Below are 20,601 nucleotides of genomic sequence, written 5' to 3'. Positions count from 1 at the left end.
TTACTGATTTTAGGATTTAACGTGCTTAATTAACAACTGAGCGATCGCTTGTAATTGTTGTTTATTAAAGGTTTTTAATAGCACTTTTACCACTTCTTTCGGATCAGCCGGAATTGTGATTTCTTGAGTAGCGGGTTTAGCAGCGGCTTTTGCACCCGCCAAGGATAATAACGCTGCACTGGGGGCAATGGTACTGGCTTTTCCCGCTTGTAAAAGTTCTGCCCCTTGCTTCAACTCATTAATAATTGGGGTTGCTAAAACTTTAAAAGAATTTTTAGGATTGGCGATCGCACCATGGGCCGTTTTCACTAATGTTTGCCAAGGTTCAATTCCTGCCCCAACCTTCGTTAATCGAGCGCATAAACCCGCCAATTGTTTACGAGTTTCTGGAGATTCTGCTTGTTTTAATCCTTGTAACATGGGTTTGAGAACCGTCATCACTTGATTAACGGCATTAGCCACCCCAGGTGTTGCTGTAGCTGTTGGCGTTGTCGCCGTTGAAGGTGCCGCGGCTACCTTACCACTCATTAAGTCTTTTAAGTGGTTTTCCAACTTATCATACACAGGTAGAGAAGCCTTGAGAATTTTCTCCCCTATTTCTTCCGAAAGTCCGGCGGGACTAGCTGCTCGATCAATAAGATTTTTCAATACTTCAAACCCCTTACTATAAAGGGTTTGAGTTGTGGCATCAATTTTTAACGGTGTGTCCTTAACCAGCTTAAAACAATCTTCTAGGCGTTTGGACACCTTATTAATACTGGCAAGACTGGGCATATTCTCCATCAACATCGCCGCCGCCCCCTTAATGGAGTGAGCAGCCCGATAGATGGAAGCTACTTCTTCCCTGTCTGGATCAGCCATAATTGCGGGGAGCTTTGTGACCCCCATTTGCAGGGTTTCGAGACGCTCCTCCGCCTCTTCCATGAAGATAGCAAAGATCCTTTGGTCTTGGTTTGTTGGCACAGCAGCCCTCCTAAACCCTTGAATCAGTAATCAGTTATCAGTAATCAGTTATCAGTGTAAGAGTTGATCTGTGATTGGTCAACCCTAAACATTGTAGAAGCTCGGAGTTAATCAACAGATTAGTATTTATTCTTTACTAATGACTGATTAACGATCTGGGGAAGTTTCCGCAGAATTGAGAGCCGGAATATCTGAGGGGGGAAGTTTTTCCAGATGAATCAGGGCTTCCATCACCGATTTCACAATGGGTGCAGCCACAATTCCCCCGGCGCGACCTTCTAAGGGTTCATCCACGACCGCCACCACCACATAACGGGGATGGTCAACACTTAAAATTCCGACGAAACTGGTAATCAGGGCGTTGGAAGAATAGCCTCCATCCGCCGATGCTTTTTGAGCCGTCCCGGTCTTTCCAGCCACCCGATAACCGTCTATGGCGGCCCGGGTTCCGGTTCCTCCTTCTTTGACAACGGTTTCCATCATCTTTAAAACGGAATTGGCTGTTTCAGAAGAGAATACTTGTTCGGGTTCACTCAGGGGCAATTTCCAATACAGTTGGCTTTTGCTGTTGTATAACCCTTGAATAACGTGGGGAGTCACCAGTTTACCCCCATTGGCTAACAGACTATGTAGTTGGGCTAACTGAATGGGAGTAATGGAAAATCCTTGGCCAAAAGCTGTGGTAGCTGGTTCAATGGCGGCGGAAACAAATTGTTCTTTAGATTTTAGGGTACTGGTGGCGGCAAAGGGTAAATCAATGCCCATGGTTGTTCCTAAGCCCAAACGTTTTAAGCCTTCATAAAACACCTCTGGCTCCATCCGTTGCATAATTCGCACCATGCCCACGTTACTGGAATATTTGACCACATCACTGATATTAATTTCGCCTCTAGCGGAACCATCGGAATTTTGAATCGGCCAACCTCCAACTTGAATGCGACCTTCATCATTAACAACAGTATCCGGTTGAATTGCTCCTGCTTCTAAGGCCAAAGCAACGTTAATTGGTTTGAAGGTTGAACCGGGTTCATAAAGATCCGTTAAGGCCCAATTTTTAAACCGTTCTAAGTCAAATTTATAGTATTGATTCGGATTATAGGTCGGTTCATTGGCTAGGGTTAGTACGGAGCCATCGGTAGCATCCATGACAATGACCGTTCCCCGTTTGGCTTTGTATTCTTTAACGCTTTTCTGGAGGGCTTGATGGGCAACCCGTTGTAAGGAGGAGTCAATCGTTAGCCTTAATTCTAAATCATCAATGGGGATAAATCCTGTAGCGATTTGTTCAGGAACCCAAGCACCATTAGCAGCCCGTTGAAAGGACAAGGAGGGCATGGTGCGTTCTAGTAAATTTTCCTGACTATATTCAATTCCAGCTTGACCTTTACCTTCAAGATTGACATGACCCACAACATCTGCGGTGTTTTCCTGTTGCGGATAAAGTCGTTGACGACTTTCTAATAGTTCTAATCCGTCTAAGCCTAAATTATTAATTCGATTTGCGACTTGTTCGGAGATTGAATCTGCAACTTTAATTCCACTAGGAGATGTACCAAATAGTGTTAAAAGTTCGCTCTTGAGTGGGGTGGTTGAATCTTCTCGCAATAATACAGGGGCTAACTTTTCAGCAATTTCATCGGGAGTTTGTTTAAAGAGTTTAGGGTGAACATAAAGGGTATAAACTCGCTGATCTAAAGCCAGAATATCTCCTTTGCGATCAGTAATTGAACGTCTGGGAACAAACGGTAGAATTTTTTGTTGTTGTTGAGATAAAGCCTGTTCTTTGAGGAAGGAAGATTCTTGACCTATTTGTAAACGAAATAAATTAAGGGATAGACCCAGAATTCCCCCTAGTATTACTAACCAAACTAATATTAAACGCCTGCGATCTGCTCTTACAGGGGCGGAGCGAGGGCGCTTTCTAGGATAGGCGACAAAGGGAAGATTCACCGGGCTTGTCGCGAAGGGAGCGAAACCCGAATTCCGAGATGGGGAATTTTGACCTTTACTTCCCCAGGCGGTTCTTTTTCGCCCCATCACTGTTCTTTTTCCCCCACGCTGACTAGGAGAAGAACGCTGTCGTTGAAAACGAGAACCGGAAGAATAGTCTGAAGAAGCCATATAGTAGGGGCAGGGGAGGCAGGGGGAGCAGGGGGAGCAGGGGGAGCAGGGGAGGCAGGGGGAGCAAACTATTGCCCATTACCCATTGCCCATTGCCTGTTCCCTGTTTAATATCCTAAAGGTCTATTTAATGTTGGATGGGGAGAAGGATCTAATTTGATCACAGCAGTGGGTTCTGGGGAGGGTTGGGGACGGGGTTTCGCCGGTTCAACATAAATCATATCACCTGGTTGGGGAGTCACAAGACCTGTGGTGGGTTCGTCGGCGGCGATCGCAATTTGATTTTTTAACAGTTCTTGAGCCGTGCGTAGTTGTTGTTCCGTGGCTCGTAACTTTTCTAATTTGGGATATTCCTGTGTCCAACTCGACTCTCCATAAACCGTTAACCCATAAACCGTTAAAGTTGAACCGATAATCAATGAGGTGACCACCGATGAAACCTTTTGTACAGCGACCATGGAACCAAGCCAGAAAGGTTTGGGTTGAGGTTTGGGCAGGGCTTTAACAACCGTTGACGAGGGTATGGGCGAGGGGGGATTAACCAAGGGTATAGAGGTCGTCAAGGAGGCTTTAACCCGTTTTTTCCGAGCCTGATCAAAGGGAACAACTTTACTTTGTATCGAAGGAAGATCAACGGGACTAGAAATTCTGCGTTGAGGAGAAGGTGTCGATTTGAACGCAACAGTCATAAAATTTACCTACCTTGACTTCAGCTTTCGGTGTGGGGGAATGGAAAGGCAATGCTTGATCCGGGGCTGGGGTAACTTGGAACCATCTCCAATAGAAAAATCCCACCCTTAATTATCAAACTAACTTAAAACTATCTAATCACGAAAAACCCCCAAAATATTGTTAAATTTCAGTTTTGGATCTTTAGTTAATCAATTTTAGTTTTTTATGCTCCTATTGCAGTTTAGTACGTCCCATTATTGTCGAAAAGTGCGTTTAGCATTGGGGTATAAGGGGATTTCTTATCAGGTGGAAAATCTCACTCCGGGATTTCATACCCTGAAACTCAAACCCCTAACGGGACTGACAACAGTTCCGGTTTTATTACCCCAAATAGAAGGTCAGCCCCAAGTGATCGCCGACTCGACTCAAATTTTCAAGTATTTAGAACAAAATTACCCTGATCCCCCCTTATTTTTAGCCGATCCCCACCTACAAACCCAAGCTGCATTATTAGAAGATTGGTTAGATGAAAGTATTGGGACAGCGACTCGATTTGTTTATTATCAGTTTCGGTCTGGAGAAGGGAAAAACATTGATCCGTCCCTATCGAGTTTATTGGTGATTCGGGTGGTGTGTTGGCAATATCAGATTAATCCGGCGGCGGTTGAACTGGCTAAAACTCGGTTAAAAACGGCTTTTGAGGTGTTGGAAGTCTGGAAAGAACGGCCCTATTTAGTGGGCGATCGCATCAGTATTGCGGATCTGGCTGCGGCGGCCTTGCTCAGTCCCCTGGCCTTAATTCCTGAATACCGCCAAAGTTACCCCTGGATATTCGACCGGATTGTCAAAATTCATGATCTTTGTGGTGAACCCTTNTGTTCAGCAATATGGCGGTTTGCATCTTCATGTAAATCAAGGACAGTTTTTTCTGGAGTGTCGGACAATGGCATGATCAACCGCAAAAATAGGACAGCTTTTAATATAGACGTTGAATTGATGGAAATAGTTTATCAATTTCTGAGGGAATAGGGAACAGGGAGCAGGGGGAGTAGGGGAGGCAGGGGGAGCAGGGGGAGTAGGGGAGCAGGGGTGTCCTCGCTTGCTGACGGTCAACAGTCATTGATGAATAGATGGTCAAAATCAAGTAAAATAATCCCAAATCTCGCTTATCAAAAATGGGAGCAGGAAGAACCGCAGCATAAGCGAAGCGTTGGTGTCGGGAGGATGTCAAAGCGTAAGAGTAGGATTTTCCCGAAAATGCGGAAGGTAGGAAGCAGGAGGTTTCGTCGTCCTGAAAAGGTCGAAATCTAGTAAATTGATACTACCCTTCCGATCCATATTAGACCTGTTTTGTAATCGTAGAGCAGTAGAAATCCATGACGACCATCGCAACTGATCAGATTGATAAGATTGTTTGGAACCATCACCAAGATCCCTTTGAAGTGTTGGGTTCCCATCAAATTGAACATGAGGGTAAAACGGTATGGGTAGTGAGAGCGTACCTCCCTAATGCGGAGGCGGCATGGGTTCTGTTGCCCGAACAACGACAGGAATACCCCATGCAGTCCGTCCATAATCCCCATTTTTTCGAGTGCATCATTGATACCCATGAACTCTCCAATTATCAATTGCGACTCAAGGAAGGGGAACATGAAAAGGTGGTTTATGACCCCTATGCTTTCCGTTCGGCCCAATTTACCGATGTGGATGTTCACCTGTTTGCAGAAGGAAACCACCACCGGATTTATGAAAAATTAGGCGCCCACCTGATGACCGTCAATGACGTGGCGGGGGTGTATTTTGCCGTTTGGGCTCCCAGTGCGCGGAATGTTTCGATTATTGGTAACTTCAACAATTGGGATGGCCGCAAACACCAAATGCGGAAATTGGGCAATGGTGTTTGGGAAATGTTTGTCCCCGGACTCGGAGTCGGCGAACATTACAAATATGAAATTAAAAACTGGGAAGGACATATCTATGAGAAAACCGATCCCTACGGGTTTTATCAAGAAGTTCGCCCCAAAACCGCTTCTATTGTTGCTAATTTAGATGCCTACCAATGGCGTGACCAAGATTGGTTAGAAGAACGACGTCATAAAGATCCCCTGAAATCTCCGATTTCGGTTTATGAATGCCATTTAGGGTCTTGGAACCGCGCTCCGTTTGATCAACCCCATGTTTTACCCGATGGCACGGTTGAACCTCCTGTACAAGCCACTGAGCTTGATCCAGGGGGTCGTTTTTTAACCTATCGGGAACTCGCAGATCAGTTAATTCCCTATGTTAAAGATTTAGGCTTTACCCATATTGAATTATTGCCGATCGCCGAACATCCCTTTGATGGATCTTGGGGATATCAAGTCACTGGATATTATGCTCCTACCTCCCGCTTCGGTAGTCCTGAAGATTTCATGTATTTTGTCGATCAGTGCCATTTGAACGGCATTGGGGTGATCGTGGACTGGGTTCCGGGGCATTTCCCTAAAGACGGACATGGTTTGCCCTTCTTTGATGGCACTCACCTCTATGAACACGCCGACCCCCGCAAGGGCGAACACAAGGAATGGGGAACCTTAGTATTTAACTATGGTCGCAACGAAGTCCGAAATTTCTTGGTGGCTAATGCCCTATTTTGGTATGACAAGTATCATATCGATGGAATTCGGGTGGATGCAGTCGCCTCGATGCTGTATCTGAACTATTTACGTCCCGATGGGGAATGGGTCGCCAACGAATACGGCGGTTGTGAACATATTGAAGCGGCGGATTTCCTACGTCAAACTAATCATGTTCTGTTTAGTTATTATCCGGGGACGTTATCCATTGCGGAGGAATCAACTTCCTGGCCGATGGTATCCTGGCCCACTTACGTTGGCGGCTTAGGGTTTAACCTGAAATGGAATATGGGATGGATGCACGATATGTTGGATTATTTCAGCATGGATCCTTGGTTCCGTCAGTTCCATCAAAATAACGTTACCTTTAGTATTTGGTATCACCACAGCGAGAACTTTATGTTGGCGCTTTCCCATGATGAGGTGGTGCATTGTAAGAGCAATATTGCTAACAAAATGCCGGGGGATGATTGGCAAAAATTTGCTAATGTCCGGTGTTTGTTTACCTATATGTTTACTCACCCGGGTAAGAAAACTTTGTTCATGGGAATGGAGTTTGGTCAGCGTCAAGAGTGGAATGCTTGGGGGACTTTGGAATGGGAATTGATGCAATATCCTGCCCACCAAGGGATTAAACGGTTATTCCAAGCGTTGAATGAATTGTATCGCAGTGAACCGGCGTTGTATGAACAGGATTTTGCTGAAGCTGGGTTCCAATGGATTGATTGTACGGATACTCGTCACAGTGTGGTGTCGTTTATTCGACGGGCTAAGGAGCCGGAGGAATTTGTGGTGGTGGTCTGTAATTTTACGCCCCAACCCCATAGTCATTATCGTGTAGGTGTTCCTGAATTGGGATTCTATAGCGAAATATTCAATAGTGATTCCGGTGAATTTGGCGGCAGTAATATGGGGAATTTAGGCGGAAAATGGACGGATGAATGGTGGTTCCATAATTATCCCCATTCTCTGGATTTATGCTTACCACCGTTGGGAGTTTTAGTGCTCAAATTAGACCGACTGAAAACGGAAGCAGCTTTGCAAGCAGCGGCGGTGGAAGTTCCCGTTTTAGAGGCTTAATCAGCTTGAATTAAACCCATGAAAAACAGCGATCGCTATTTTAAAAAGTGGCGATCGCTTTCATATTTTGTGTTAGAAAAAAGTAGCCAATAATTTTACAATGTCTATTCATTCAACTTCAGGACGATGGCGCTTAGGGTTAGGATTAGCCCTATTAACAACATTTTTATGGGGAATTCTACCCTTAGCATTAGCTATTATTTTACAAGGTTTAGACGTTTATACCGTAACTTGGTATCGATTTTTTATTGCCTTTGTATTGTTAGGAGGATATTTAGTCAGTCGTCAACACCTTCCTAACTCGGAAAAAGTTAAGTTAATTCCTTGGCATTTATTGGGAATTGCTACACTATTTTTAGCCGCTAATTACGTTCTATTTTTACAGGGTTTAGCTTTAACTTCTCCTACCAATGCTGAAGTTTTAATTCAAACATCTCCGGTTTTAATGGGGTTAGGGGCATTAGTTATTTTTAAAGAACATTATACCCGCTTACAATGGTCAGGGTTAGGGGTTCTAACTTTAGGATTTAGTTTGTTTTTTCATGAACAATTAAAAGTTCTAGTTACTGCTTCCAATCAATATTTATGGGGGAGTTTTTTACTGGGAGTTGGAGCCATATCCTGGGCAATTTATGCCTTAGCTCAAAAACAACTACTACAATCTCTTTCCTCCTCTCAAGTTATGGCATTTATTTATGGAAGCTGTGCGATTTTATATTTACCCGTTGCCACTCCCGCAGCAATTTTTACTTTAACCCCATTTCAGGTATTAATCCTACTATTTTGTGGACTCAATACCTTAATTGCCTATGGTTGTTTTGCGGAATCTTTAGAACATTGGGAAGCTTCACGGGTCAGTGCGGTTTTAGCTTTAGCTCCGATTATTACTCTCATTTCTGTTGATAGTATTGCGGTCTTATTTCCCCATTTAATTGAACCGGAAAATTTAACTATTTTGGCTGTGATAGGAGCAATTATTGTAGTTATAGGTTCGATGATGATTGCATTAGGAAAAAAAACCTAGAGTCAAGGAAACATAACGCATGAGGGAATAGGGAACAGGGAACAGATAGAATTAAATATTATAATCACTCATATAATATGCAATTTTAAAACCGGGTTGGGTGAATGTTTCCCAAAAACCCCGGTTATTATTTCAGAATTAACCTTCTGATTTCTCGAAATCTAAAGCCGCAGAATTCATACAATAGCGTTGTCCTGTGGGTTTAGGGCCATCATCAAAAACATGACCTAAATGGGCATCACAAGTGGCACAAAGAACTTCAGTTCGACGCATGAAGAAACTGAAATCATTTTCACACTTAACATTTTCTTCGTTAACGGGTTGCCAAAAACTCGGCCATCCAGTTCCAGAATCAAATTTTGTTTCGGAAGTAAATAATTCCGTGCCACAACAAACGCATTTATAAATACCCTTTTCTTTATTATCATGGTATTTTCCTGCAAATGCACGTTCCGTCCCTTTTTTCCGAGTGACCCGAAATTCTTCATCACTCAGTTGTTGTTTCCATTCCGCATCAGTTTTTTTGATTTTATTGACCATAATACCTCTAGTAAAGTAAGTTGTTCCGGTGTTCTTGTGTTCTTGTGTTCTTGTGTTCTTGTGTTCCGGTGTTCTTGTGTTCCGGTGTTCCGGTGTTCCCTATTATCAGTTACGAGTTAACCATTTTTGTGCATTCAACCGTTGAACTACGCCAAATACTAATAAATCAAGATTAACTTTTCGTTCATCTCCTAGGAAGGGTTCAATTGTAGAGGGTTTAATCCCATTTAAAGCACAGGTAAATAATTTTAAAGAACTAATATCTTCATTAGGAAAATAGACATTAAACTGGCGTTTTCCCTGTTGCCATTGACCAACCACTTGCCAACAATCTTGACTAACTCCTAGGCCAGAAGGCAATTTTTCTTTAGCAAACTTGAGGTTTAAATCCTCAACACCTTGACTATTTAATGCTTGTTGTAAGGCGGGAATATAGTCCTGTTGGATAAACTCACCGAAAGGTTTATCTTCTAATGCCGGGGCTTTGGCTTTCTTCTGGGCCGCAGGTTTTTCGCCTGGTGTTTCTGGGGTGGTAGTTTCAGCGTTGGGTTTTGTTTCTTCAGACATAGAGAATTCCTGATTTTAATTTCAACAACAATTTACCAGAATATTGAAGCTATTTTAACGCACGATTGATTTCTGTGCAGGGGTGGGAAAACCCTACCCCTGATTTTTTTTGTTAAATTTCGGCGGCGGCTCGTTCAATTAAACGACGGGCTAAGGTTTGAGTTCCGGTATGGGTATAATAGTTAGTAGTCATGTCCAAAAATGCTGCAACATAATCTAACTTATCATTGGTAATATCGACAAATCCTTGTAGATTTTTAACTACTTTTTCCGGGGTTAATTCATGTTGAGAAACAAAATCACCCATCCAACCCTTGACAGAATCAAAACTTCCTTGAATAAATTGTAATTTTCCTTTAGAATCCTCTCCAGGAATAACATCATTAATCCGTTTGAAGCCTTCATTTTGTTCTAATTCTTTCGGGGTTAAGTTTCCAACTGTTGATAACGCCGAACTAATAAAATCTGGCCCCAAAGGAATTAAACCATCTAAACAAACTAAGGCAGTCATCCGCATTAAAGATTCTCCACCATAATCTCCTAATGCGGCTAAAAAGTCGCCAATACTATCCCCTGGGATGCCATTAATTAAGCAAAATCCGACTAATTCCGCCACTAATTTTAGGGATAAATCAATCGCTTGGGCTTTATTTGGTTTGGGGGTTAATTGATTTAAGAATCCTAAAAAACTGATATTTTCTCCAATTTTATTGGCTAAAGCCGCTGCTCCTAAAGCAGTTCCAGCGCTATCAATAGTTTGATATAACCATAAAGCCCGTTGATAATCTTGTTCTTGTTTTTTGTCATTATAGAGCCATAAAGCCCGTTCACTGACCTGTTGAATATAGGCGGGGTCATCTTCTCCGGTAATAGTTTTAACCGTATTTTCAAACCCAACTAAATTATTCCATTGACCGGGAATTACAAAGTCTAACCCGCGTAAAACCATGACGGTAACGCCACCTGTCGGTAATTCATCCACTAATTGATTGATAGATTTACTCACAGTCATTCTCCTAAAATAGTACAGTTATTGTTGCTAGAAATGCTAACTAATATTATTTGACCCGGGATAACCCACTTAAATTGAATTTCCCCAGCCAGTTTTCTCGGTCATTGGCAGTAAAAGATTCAGAACGAGATTGAACTTTGACTTGATGGCGGTTTGCCACTAGAATAGCAGTGGTATTTTTCCCTTGAGTCACAGCCGGATATCCACTAATCGTTTTACTACTTTGTTGATATTTAGTTGCCGCACTGGGATTATTAGCCAAGTCATTAATCGAAAGCATGGCTACATTTTGCCCTCCTTGATTTAATTTAGCTTCGGCAAAACCAGTTTTTTCCTGAGCAAAAACGACTTGATAACCGTCTTGACTTTTGGGGAAAAATTTATTAAATTGGCTGCCAGAAACAGGTTTCTGTGCCACAGTAGTTGGGGCAGATTTATTAACAGATTGATTCCCCGACGGCGATGTAGAAGCTTTGCCCCCGCAAGCCGATATTAATAACGACATTGCCAGGGTTAAGGCGATTAAATTCTTAGGTAATTGTTTAAAATTCATACTTTAAGCTAAAAATTAGGTAAAAATCGGCAATTATTCCCCTATAGTTGCGGAAAATAACCCTTATTTTCCCTAGTATAAGCTTTTTAGAGGAAAGGAGAAGCCAGAAGTTCTACAAGTTTGACTGCATAAAGGATTGAAGATATTTATACCATCGGACGGCTAGAGAAATTTCAGTAAAGGGAATTTGGACAATTTTAGCAGCATCGGTGAATCTAAATTCTAACGCGATCGCTTTTCCTTTCTCTGGGGGAATATTCGGGTCAACGGCTTGATTTTCCACCAATAACCTCAAAGACTCTACCTGTTTGAGAGAAAAGGTTTCTAAATTAATCGGGCCTTTGCGGGTGGGTTTTCCCCAGGTTAAGTCCGTTTCCTTGAGGCCCAAGACCGCATAAATATCATATTTAGCCTTATCAAAATGGGTCGCCCAGGCTTGATAGGCTTCCAATTTTTGGTATTCATTCCAACCCGACCAAGCTAGACCGATAAATACCGCCAGCAGGGGAAGCCATAATAAACCACGTTCCATTGTTATTTTTCCTCTGTCAAAGTTATGATCTATGATCATCTATTTTGAGGATGATAGATAGAATAGGAATAAGATATATGTTCAGACCCAAGAAACCCGGTTTCTGGAAACCTACCGACTTCTCATCAACCTCAACTTTTGAAAAACGATGAAAAAATTTTTCCTATTCTGCTTATTTTTAATTGGTTTGGGCTGGGCAGTTTCTAACTTCTCCGGTCTTGCTAATCAAGGCAGTTATGACAGTATTGTACTTGATTTTAAAGAATCTTTAGGGCAGCCAGAAATTGCCAATCAGGTGCGGTCAATTTCTGAACAGTATCAAATTGTTCCCTATCTCAATAGTGAATTTTCTCAAGCGGATAACGTTTATGTGGTTAGAGGGGATGCCAAACTGCTCAAATCCTTGAGAAAATCTTTGGGCAAACAAACAGAATTTATTGAACCCAATTATATCTATAGTGCTGATGAAATACCAGGGAAAAATTCTCAAGCTGCGATTATTTATGATACGGCAAATACAATTCCCAATGACCCTTTGTATGGAAAACAATGGAATTTTCGTAGTATTAATTTAGAAGGAGCCTGGAGTGAAACCCAGGGAGAAGGAGTTACCGTTGCCGTTATTGATAGCGGAGTTAGTCTAGTTCCCGATTTAGAACAGACCCAATTTGTGGAAGGCTATGATTTTGTGAATGATAAAATTGAAGCCTTTGATGATAACGGACATGGAACCCATGTTGCCGGAACTATTGCCCAATCCACTAATAATAATTATGGGGTAACAGGCATTGCTTATAAAGCCAAAATTATGCCCTTAAAAGTATTAAGTGCCGGAGGCGGTGGCACGATTTCTGATATTGCCGAAGCGATTAAATTTGCGGCTGACCATAACGCCGATGTGATTAACATGAGTTTAGGCGGTGGTGGCGAAAGTCATTTAATGCAAGAAGCCATTAATTATGCCTATTCTAAAGGAGTTGTAATTATTGGGGCTGCGGGAAATTCCGGGGAAAATTGCGCCGGATATCCTGCCCGTTATCCCAAAGTTTTAGGTGTGGCGGCGTTAGATGCGGCGGGAAATAAAACCCCCTATTCTAACTTTGGTGCTGGGGTTGATATTGCCGCCCCTGGAGGATTAATTGAAGGGGAAAATCAAGTCGGAGGTATCCTACAAAATACCATTGACCCGGCAACGGGTGAGGCGGTTTTTGCAGCTTTTCAAGGCACAAGTATGGCGGCACCGCACGTTGCTGGGGTAGCAGCATTAATTAAAGCTAGTGGAGTTACCGAACCGAATCAAGTTATTAATATTCTCAAAGAATCTGCCCGCAAAGTTTCAGAAGACCCCCTAAATCATTTTGGGGCGGGTCATTTGGATGCCACAAATGCGGTGCAAATGGCATTAAAAGGACAAATTACTTTCCGAGATTTCTTTCGTTGGTTGCGCGATAATGGCTATCTGAGTCCTCGATTTTGGGTTGATGGCGGGGCGGTGGCATTATTACCCAAATTAGCGATGGTTTTGGGTTCCTATTTATTAGCGTGGTTTCTGAGAAATTATTTTCCGTTTCAATGGGGTTGGTCTTTAGCCGGGGGATTAGTTGCGGGAAGTAGTGGTTTATTTTTCCTGCGGGGTTTCTATATCTTTGATTTACCCCAATGGCCGATGCGAATGATGGGTAGTTCTCTGCCGGAATTAGGGGGGGCAATCCAAGGAAGTTCCACCTTAAATCCCCTATTTGCCAGTGTATTAATTCCGGCAATTTTAGTAGTATTATTCCTGGGACATCCCCAGTGGAAATGGGTGGCGATTGGGATAACAATTGGAACAGCAAGTTGTTTAGGAATTAGTGCGATAGTCTCTCCTGCGGTTTGGGGATTAGGCACAGGTTTCGTCTCTCAACTGTTTTTAGTTACCAATGCTTTGTTATGTTTTGGGTTAGCTCGTTTAGCGATTAAAACTCAGGTGAATGCGATATGAACATCACCGTTACAGGTACAATTGAGCGGAAAGGATTGGGTTCTGGAACCTGGGCATTAGTCAGCGATGGCAAAACCTATGAACTCCATAATCCTCCTAAAGATTTGCAAAAATCGGGGTTAAAAGTCACCGTTGCAGGTCAAATTCGAGAGGATATTATGACCTTGGCAATGATTGGCCCCGTGTTGGAAATAGACTCTTTTGAAATAGCTTAATTTTTCAGAGGAAACACCGGAACACCGGAACAGGGGTAATACTTCTGGTTGTCACATTTTATCGTAGGGGTTGGGTCTCCCAACCCTCTTTGCGCCTGGGTTGACCAGGGACGCCACCCTAGAAACAATTAAAAAAGCCGTATAACATCAAAATTAGGAATGAGATATATTGATTTATTTTGTGGAATTGGAGGATTTAGAATTGCGATTAATCAAGTATTAACGGCTAAAAATATTAATCCAAAATGTGTTTTTTCCTCGGATATTGACCCCGATGCCCAAAAAATATATCAGATGAATTTTGGAGAACAACCCGCCGGAGATATTACTAAAATTGAGGCTGAAGATATCCCCGAACATGATATTTTATTGGCGGGGTTTCCCTGTCAACCCTTTAGTATTTGTGGACAACTGAAAGGGTTTGAAGATACCAGAGGAACGTTATTTTTTGATATTGCTAGAATTTTAGTTGGTAAAAAACCTAGTTATTTTATCCTAGAAAACGTTAAACAATTAGTCGGACATAACCAAGGAAAAACCTTAAAATATATTATTGAAGTTTTAGAACAATTGGGTTATACTGTTGAATATAAAGTGCTGAATGCCTTAAATTGTGGATTACCCCAAAAGCGAGAACGAATTTTTATTGTCGGTTATCTTCAACCGTTGCCCTTTCGCTGGGAAATTCAAAAAATACCGATGAAACCCTTAACAGAAATTTTAGAACCGCAAGTTTCCGACTTTTATTATGCCTCGAAAAAAATCCGTAATAGTCGTTTAGTTAAATATCAGGGTAAAACCCATACTGAACCGACAATTTGGCATGAAAATAAAGCCGGTCATATTAGTGCTTATCCCTACTCCTGTGCCTTAAGAGCCGGAGCATCCTATAATTATTTATTAGTCAATGGAGAACGAAGATTAACCGAACGAGAAATGCTGCGTTTACAAGGATTTCCCGATGAATTTAAAATAGTGGGTTCCTATTCGACTTGTCGCCGATTAATTGGCAATAGTGTCCCGGTACCCTGTGTAGAAATCGTGCTGAATTGTTTGTTGAATAAATAGAAATCGGGTTTCTTCAAGCAACCGGGTTTCTGTGTTACCTCTGGCCTAATGACAACTTTCACGCTAGGCTCTATGTTAATAAATTGCAACAATCGCTAATTTTGACGAGGAACCCTCAGTTGCATGGGGACGTCACCAACAGAATGCTTGAGTTAGGCCCTGTGTGCCGGATGACTTGAGTATCTTCTGGAAACTGGAAATAATTTCTGTCTAGGAAACAACTACAAAATGACTGCAACAACTGCCCGTATTAAGTACGAAATTAAAGACCCCGCCCTCGCCCCCAAAGGCAAACAACGGATTGAATGGGCCGGGCGTGAAATGCCTGTGCTGCGCCTGATTCAAGAACGCTTTGCCAAAGAAAAACCCTTTGCTGGCCTGCGGTTAGCTGCCTGTTGCCACGTTACAACGGAAACGGCCCACTTAGCCATTGCCCTGAAATTGGGTGGCGCCGATGCGGTGTTAATTGCCAGTAACCCTCTATCTACCCAGGATGATGTTGCAGCGAGTTTAGTTGTTGACTACGGAATTCCGGTTTATGCGATTAAAGGGGAAGACGCCGAAACCTACACTCGCCACGTTCAAATTGCTTTAGACCATCGTCCTAATATTATTATTGATGATGGTAGTGATGTGGTAGCTACCTTAATTCAAGAACGCCAACACCAAATTCCCGACTTGATTGGGACAACCGAAGAAACCACCACCGGAATTGTGCGTTTAAAGGCGATGTTGAGAGATGGGGTGTTAACCTTCCCCGCCATGAATGTCAACGATGCCGATACTAAGCATTTCTTTGATAACCGTTATGGTACTGGTCAATCTACCCTAGATGGAATTATCCGCGCCACTAACGTCCTGTTAGCGGGCAAAAATATTGTGGTGGCAGGTTACGGTTGGTGTGGAAAAGGTACCGCCCTGCGGGCACGGGGTTTAGGCGCTAATGTGATTGTGACCGAAATTGACCCAGTTCGCGCTATTGAAGCGGTGATGGATGGTTTCCGGGTGATGCCGATGGATGAAGCTGCATCCGTGGGCGATTTATTTATTACGGTTACTGGGAATAAGCACGTTATTCGCGGCGAACATTTTGACGTCATGAAAGATGGGGCCATGGTTTGCAATTCAGGTCACTTTGATATTGAAATTGACCTGAAAACCTTGGGAGAAAAAGCCACAGAAATTAAGGAAGTTCGTAACTTTACCCAAGAATATAAACTCAAAAATGGTAAATCCGTTGTGGTCTTGGGAGAAGGTCGTTTAATTAATTTAGCCGCGGCGGAAGGACATCCTAGCGCGGTGATGGATATGAGTTTTGCTAACCAAGCATTGGCTTGTGAACATTTGGTGAAAAACCAAGGCAAATTGGCACCGGGAATTCATTCTATTCCTGCGAATCTTGACAAGGAAATTGCCCGTTTGAAATTGGATGCCATGGGGATTAAAGTTGATAGCTTGACCCCAGAACAAATTGAGTATGTGAACTCTTGGACATCGGGAACATAAATCAGTTTAGATATCAACTTTTGCTGCTTTTCATCTGGGAGGGTTTATGTCTCCAAAGTCCGTCAACTTAACCTGAAAAGTAGTATTAGCTAATGGCAAGAAGTCGAAACCTGAGTGATCCCCCCTAACCCCCATTGGGAAGGGGGGAAGCAGAATCAAAGTCCCCCTTTTTAAGGGGGATTTAGGGGGATCTAATTTACGATATAATCAGGGGTTTTAGACTTAATTTGACACCCTGCTATGCCCATCACCTCATTCTACTTTTAACAATTAAATCAAGAAAAGATTATGGCTGAATGGATTACTAATACTATGAGTTCCTTGGGTTATCTAGGAATTGGATTATTAATGTTTTTAGAAAATCTATTTCCGCCCATTCCCTCTGAGTTAATTATGCCGTTAGCGGGTTTTACGGTATCCCGAGGGGAAATGCAATTTTTTCCTGCGATTTTAGCGGGAGTTATCGGAACAATATTAGGGGCGTTTCCTTGGTATTATGCGGGTAAATTCTTCGGGGAAGAACGTTTAAAACAGTTAGCGGACAAGTACGGAAAATGGATTACGGTTTCCGGTAAGGATATTGATAAAGCTAATAATTGGTTTACTCGATATGGCGGTAGGGCTGTTTTTTTATGTCGTTTAGTTCCTGGGGTAAGAACATTGATTTCTTTACCTGCGGGTTTAAACAATATGCCGTTAATTCCTTTCATTATCTATTCTACCATTGGCACGACCCTTTGGGTGACTTTTTTAACAGGAGCCGGGTATTTTTTAGGAGACCATTATGATTTAGTGGATGAATATTTGGGCCCGGTTTCTAAGATTGTGTTATTGAGTTTAGCGATTGGATTTGGACTTTGGATTCTTCGCAAAAACATGAGAAAAAGTGCTGAATAATCAGTAAATCTTACTCTCTGGATTTTGTAAACTTAGTTAGCAGCTAAATTACCCCTAATATTCTCAGGAGGAAAAATATTAGATGAAACGACTCTTGAACAACGCTTAGTAACTCTTGAACGAGCGGTTGCTGACCTTAAAGGCAAATCTCAGAACCAGTCTACATCTGAAAACTGGCTAGAAAAATTGATCGGTTCAGTTTCCGATCAAACAGCATTGATAGAAACTTTAGAATATGGACGAGCTTTTCGTCAAGCTGATCAACCCGTTGTTCAAGGTAATCAAGCATTGTGAAATATCTGCTCGACACCGACCATATTAGTTTCCTACAGCGAGGTTCAAGTTTAGAATATACTCGTTTAACCGATAAAATGAGTCAACACTCACCATCAGATTTTGCTTTATCAGTTGTTAGTTTTCACGAACAGACACTTGGCGCACACGATTTTATCAATCGTGCTAAAACAAATACCGACACTATTCGTGGATATACTTTGTTATTGACTAGAAATGTTAGGGATTTTAGCAAAGTTCCTGGCTTGAAAACAGAAGATTGGACGGTATAACCTAGATAGGATTTGCTATTTCTGTCTTCCCCTTTTTTCGCATACTAGGTGCTGAATAACCATAAAAACAAACCCCGCATCCATTCAAGTTTGCGAGGTCTATTTTTATGTAACTTGGTGGTGGGGAGGGAAATTGATTTTAATTCGATTAGGTTTTTTGAATCACCCAATTCAACAATTACATCCCAGAAATCATAAAGTGGCGGGGAGCGGATTTGAACCACTGACCTTCGGGTTATGAGCCCGACGAGCTACCAGACTGCTCTACCCCGCGTTGCCTTTCTTCCTTTTGCATTATAACCATAACTCTCTGGATTTGGCAACCCCTTTTGGGAAATATTTTTTTTGGAGCAGGGGGAGGGGGGAGCAAAGGGAGCAGGGGGAGCAGGGGGGGAGAGAAATAATAGCCCATGATTTTAGGCGGCAAAAGCAATCAGGAGTAGGGAAGTCACCAGCAGGACAGCAGCAGCGCCTTGGAGGGCATAGCGACTTTGCTGTTCGGGTGAGGGGTACTCAGCAAAATAAAGTTTGGGTTCGGTGGCGTAGTTATTCAGGATGCCGTTTTCGTTGGTGGTTCTCATGGTCTTTTTCCTTTACTTGGCTTATGTAAACAAATATAACGGAATGTTAAAGATTGTAACAGTGACTTGACTCAATAACCTTGGTGATGTTAGTCACAGGGAATTTGACCGTAATCTATTGATGGGGTAGAGCCGAATTAATGCCAAAATTCTGGCAATATTTGTCAATGAACCCTTAGACTGAGGTTTGACAAGCAACTGAAATTGGAAGCTGAACCAATCTCCATGGTAAGTTAGGGTAATAATGGCGAAAACCAGTAATAGTAAAACTCAAGACAACGGAACCTTAGAACAGAAGCTTTGGAAATCTGCTGATAAGCTGCGAAAAAATATGGACGCAGCCGAATATAAGCACGTTGTTCTAGGGTTAATTTTCCTTAAATATATTTCTGATTCCTTTGAAGAATTGCACCATAAATTTATTAAAGGCGAGGGAGAATACGCCCAAGTAGACCCCGAAGATAAAAACGAATATTTAGCGGAAAACGTCTTTTTTGTGCCTGAAAAAGCCCGTTGGTCATCTCTACAAGCCCAAGCCAAACAGCCAGAAATCGGGAAATATGTTGATGAGGCGATGATTGCCATTGAACAGGAAAATCCAGGGTTAAGAGGGGTGTTATCTAAGGTTTACGCCAAACAAAACTTAGATAAAACATCATTAGGCGGGTTAATTGATTTAATCGGGAGTTTTAAGTTAGTTAGTGAGAAGAAAACGTCATCATCACAGTTAGAGTTAAACTTAGAACAGAACGTTAAAAAGCTACAGCAAGCGGATGTTTTAGGGCGGGTTTATGAATATTTTTTAGGACAATTTGCCCTAGAAGAAGGGAAGAAGGGCGGACAGTTCTACACCCCAGAACCGATTGTTAAATTATTAGTAGAAATGTTGGAACCTTACAACGGGCGGGTATTTGACCCTTGTTGTGGTTCGGGGGGAATGTTTGTTCAAAGTGAAAAGTTTGTCGCCAATCATCAAGGGCAGTTAGATAATATTTCGATTTATGGACAGGAAAGTAACGAAACTACCTATCGATTATGTAAGATGAATTTAGCGATTCGGGGGATTGATTCATCTAATATTAAATGGAACAATGAAGGGTCTTTTCTCAATGATGCTCACCCGGATTTAAAAGCAGATTTTATTATTGCTAATCCGCCTTTTAATGATAGTGATTGGGGCGGGGAACTATTAAGAAATGATGGACGCTGGAAATACGGGGTTCCTCCAGTCGGTAACGCTAACTTTGCTTGGGTACAACATTTCCTTTATCATTTAGCCCCAACGGGAAGCGCGGGGTTTGTGTTGTCGAATGGTTCGCTTTCTTCTAATACCAGTGGGGAGGGAGAGATTAGGCAGAAATTAGTCGAACAGGATTTAGTAGATTGTATTGTGATGCTCCCAACACAGTTATTTTATAATACGGGAATCCCGGCTTGTTTATGGTTTTTGAGTCGTTATAAAAACGGTAATAAAAATCGCGATCGCCAGGGAGAAGTATTATTTATTGATGGTTCCGAATTGGGAGAAATGATTAACCGGAGAAACCGCACTTTAACGGATACTGATGTTAAGAATATTGCTACAACTTACCATGAATGGAAGCGGAAAAATGGCAATTATCAGGATATTAAGGGTTTCTGTAAATCAGCAACTTTAGAAGACATTGAAAAACACAAGTTTGTGTTAACTCCAGGGCGTTATGTGGGGATTCCTGATGAGGTGGAGGATGAGGTGAGCTTTGAGGATAGGATGAGTTATCTTACAATGGCTTTAGGTGAGCAAATGCGCGAGGGTCAGCTTTTAGATGAGGAGATTAAAAAGCAGTTAGCTAAGGTCGGGTTTGAGCTATGACTTTGATGAGGGCTATACCCGTATTCGCATCCAGCGAATATAATTCGTGGCTATACAGACAAAACCCGCCTACGCGGGTTAAAGACCCGTATTCGCATCTTAGAAAAGCCTTGAAATAAATTTCAGGCTAAAAGCTTAAACCCGTTAAAACGGGTTAATCAAGACCAGTTTTGAGTCATCTTTAGATGACTTCGGCTTTTAGCCCGAACTTTAGTTCAGGGCATTAAGGAGGTTTTATGGTAGCAAGGTTTTTAGT

19 protein-coding genes and 1 tRNA gene are annotated in these 20,601 nt (G+C 42.2%); 10 read left to right on the top strand and 10 right to left on the bottom strand.

The window, feature by feature from the left end:
* Positions 1–9: 9 nt before the first annotated feature.
* The 3 genes from PL11201_RS06985 to PL11201_RS06975 all read right to left on the bottom strand — a co-directional run bounded on the left by PL11201_RS06985 (position 10) and on the right by PL11201_RS06975 (position 3,773).
* Positions 10–963 (bottom strand): Hpt domain-containing protein, encoded by a 954-nt coding sequence (locus tag PL11201_RS06985; RefSeq protein WP_079677853.1) that lies wholly within the window; start codon positions 961–963, stop codon positions 10–12.
* A gap of 147 nt (positions 964–1,110) precedes the next feature.
* Positions 1,111–3,084 (bottom strand): peptidoglycan D,D-transpeptidase FtsI family protein, encoded by a 1,974-nt coding sequence (locus tag PL11201_RS06980; RefSeq protein ID WP_079677852.1) that lies wholly within the window; start codon positions 3,082–3,084, stop codon positions 1,111–1,113.
* A gap of 107 nt (positions 3,085–3,191) precedes the next feature.
* Positions 3,192–3,773, bottom strand: a complete 582-nt coding sequence (locus PL11201_RS06975) for a hypothetical protein (RefSeq protein ID WP_079677851.1) — start codon at positions 3,771–3,773, stop codon at positions 3,192–3,194.
* 208 nt (positions 3,774–3,981) lie between these two features.
* On the opposite strand from PL11201_RS06975, the gene PL11201_RS06970 reads away from it, so the two are divergent.
* The 3 genes from PL11201_RS06970 to PL11201_RS06955 all read left to right on the top strand — a co-directional run bounded on the left by PL11201_RS06970 (position 3,982) and on the right by PL11201_RS06955 (position 8,475).
* Positions 3,982–4,785: a glutathione S-transferase family protein gene (locus PL11201_RS06970; RefSeq protein WP_079677850.1), complete on the top strand. Its 804-nt coding sequence runs from the start codon at positions 3,982–3,984 to the stop codon at positions 4,783–4,785.
* Positions 4,786–5,132: 347 nt separating this feature from the next.
* Positions 5,133–7,451 (top strand): 1,4-alpha-glucan branching enzyme, encoded by a 2,319-nt coding sequence (gene glgB / locus PL11201_RS06960; RefSeq protein ID WP_079677848.1) that lies wholly within the window; start codon positions 5,133–5,135, stop codon positions 7,449–7,451.
* Positions 7,452–7,551: 100 nt separating this feature from the next.
* On the top strand, positions 7,552–8,475 hold the full coding sequence (locus tag PL11201_RS06955) for a DMT family transporter (protein ID WP_079677847.1): 924 nt from the start codon (positions 7,552–7,554) through the stop codon (positions 8,473–8,475).
* Between the two features lie 138 nt (positions 8,476–8,613).
* Here the strand turns inward: PL11201_RS06955 and msrB are convergent, their stop codons facing one another.
* From msrB to PL11201_RS06930, 5 genes are all read right to left on the bottom strand, one after another.
* Positions 8,614–9,015, bottom strand: a complete 402-nt coding sequence (gene msrB, locus PL11201_RS06950; RefSeq protein ID WP_079677846.1) for a peptide-methionine (R)-S-oxide reductase MsrB — start codon at positions 9,013–9,015, stop codon at positions 8,614–8,616.
* A gap of 105 nt (positions 9,016–9,120) precedes the next feature.
* Positions 9,121–9,582, bottom strand: a complete 462-nt coding sequence (locus PL11201_RS06945; RefSeq protein WP_079677845.1) for a DUF2996 domain-containing protein — start codon at positions 9,580–9,582, stop codon at positions 9,121–9,123.
* Positions 9,583–9,694: 112 nt separating this feature from the next.
* Positions 9,695–10,588 (bottom strand): hypothetical protein, encoded by an 894-nt coding sequence (locus PL11201_RS06940; RefSeq protein ID WP_079677844.1) that lies wholly within the window; start codon positions 10,586–10,588, stop codon positions 9,695–9,697.
* A 52-nt stretch (positions 10,589–10,640) separates the two neighbouring features.
* Positions 10,641–11,147, bottom strand: a complete 507-nt coding sequence (locus PL11201_RS06935) for a hypothetical protein (protein WP_079677843.1) — start codon at positions 11,145–11,147, stop codon at positions 10,641–10,643.
* Between the two features lie 112 nt (positions 11,148–11,259).
* On the bottom strand, positions 11,260–11,679 hold the full coding sequence (locus PL11201_RS06930) for a hypothetical protein (protein WP_079677842.1): 420 nt from the start codon (positions 11,677–11,679) through the stop codon (positions 11,260–11,262).
* Between the two features lie 148 nt (positions 11,680–11,827).
* Here PL11201_RS06930 and PL11201_RS06925 point away from each other — a divergent pair, with 148 nt between their 5' ends.
* From PL11201_RS06925 to PL11201_RS06895, 6 genes are all read left to right on the top strand, one after another.
* The gene (locus PL11201_RS06925; RefSeq protein ID WP_079677841.1) at positions 11,828–13,660 is read left to right on the top strand and encodes a S8 family peptidase; all 1,833 of its coding nucleotides are present in this window, start codon (positions 11,828–11,830) and stop codon (positions 13,658–13,660) included.
* A complete protein-coding gene (locus PL11201_RS06920; protein ID WP_079677840.1) occupies positions 13,657–13,875 on the top strand; it encodes a hypothetical protein in 219 nt (72 codons plus the stop codon). Before PL11201_RS06925 ends, PL11201_RS06920 begins: the two co-directional genes overlap by 4 nt.
* A 159-nt stretch (positions 13,876–14,034) precedes the next feature.
* The gene (locus PL11201_RS06915) at positions 14,035–14,943 is read left to right on the top strand and encodes a DNA cytosine methyltransferase (protein ID WP_079677839.1); all 909 of its coding nucleotides are present in this window, start codon (positions 14,035–14,037) and stop codon (positions 14,941–14,943) included.
* A gap of 228 nt (positions 14,944–15,171) precedes the next feature.
* On the top strand, positions 15,172–16,449 hold the full coding sequence (gene ahcY / locus PL11201_RS06910) for an adenosylhomocysteinase (protein ID WP_079677838.1): 1,278 nt from the start codon (positions 15,172–15,174) through the stop codon (positions 16,447–16,449).
* Between the two features lie 288 nt (positions 16,450–16,737).
* Positions 16,738–17,346 carry a DedA family protein gene (locus PL11201_RS06905; protein ID WP_079677837.1) on the top strand — a complete coding sequence of 203 codons (609 nt, stop codon included), beginning with the start codon at positions 16,738–16,740 and terminating at the stop codon, positions 17,344–17,346.
* Between the two features lie 290 nt (positions 17,347–17,636).
* On the top strand, positions 17,637–17,912 hold the full coding sequence (locus PL11201_RS06895) for a PIN domain-containing protein (RefSeq protein WP_079677835.1): 276 nt from the start codon (positions 17,637–17,639) through the stop codon (positions 17,910–17,912).
* A gap of 200 nt (positions 17,913–18,112) precedes the next feature.
* On the opposite strand, the gene PL11201_RS06885 is transcribed toward PL11201_RS06895, so the two are convergent.
* A tRNA-Met gene (locus PL11201_RS06885) sits at positions 18,113–18,186 on the bottom strand.
* Between the two features lie 142 nt (positions 18,187–18,328).
* Positions 18,329–18,493, bottom strand: coding sequence for a photosystem II assembly protein Psb34 (psb34, locus tag PL11201_RS25880; RefSeq protein WP_144017681.1), 165 nt, complete (start codon positions 18,491–18,493; stop codon positions 18,329–18,331).
* Between the two features lie 244 nt (positions 18,494–18,737).
* On the opposite strand from psb34, the gene PL11201_RS06880 reads away from it, so the two are divergent.
* Positions 18,738–20,345 (top strand): class I SAM-dependent DNA methyltransferase, encoded by a 1,608-nt coding sequence (locus PL11201_RS06880; protein ID WP_079677833.1) that lies wholly within the window; start codon positions 18,738–18,740, stop codon positions 20,343–20,345.
* The last annotated feature ends 256 nt before the right edge of the window (positions 20,346–20,601 follow it).

The organism is Planktothrix sp. PCC 11201, from assembly GCF_900009135.1.
Taxonomy (GTDB): Bacteria; Cyanobacteriota; Cyanobacteriia; order Cyanobacteriales; family Microcoleaceae; genus Planktothrix.
The sequence above is the reverse complement of the archived record's forward strand: the minus strand, read 5'-3'. Positions and strand labels throughout refer to the sequence as shown.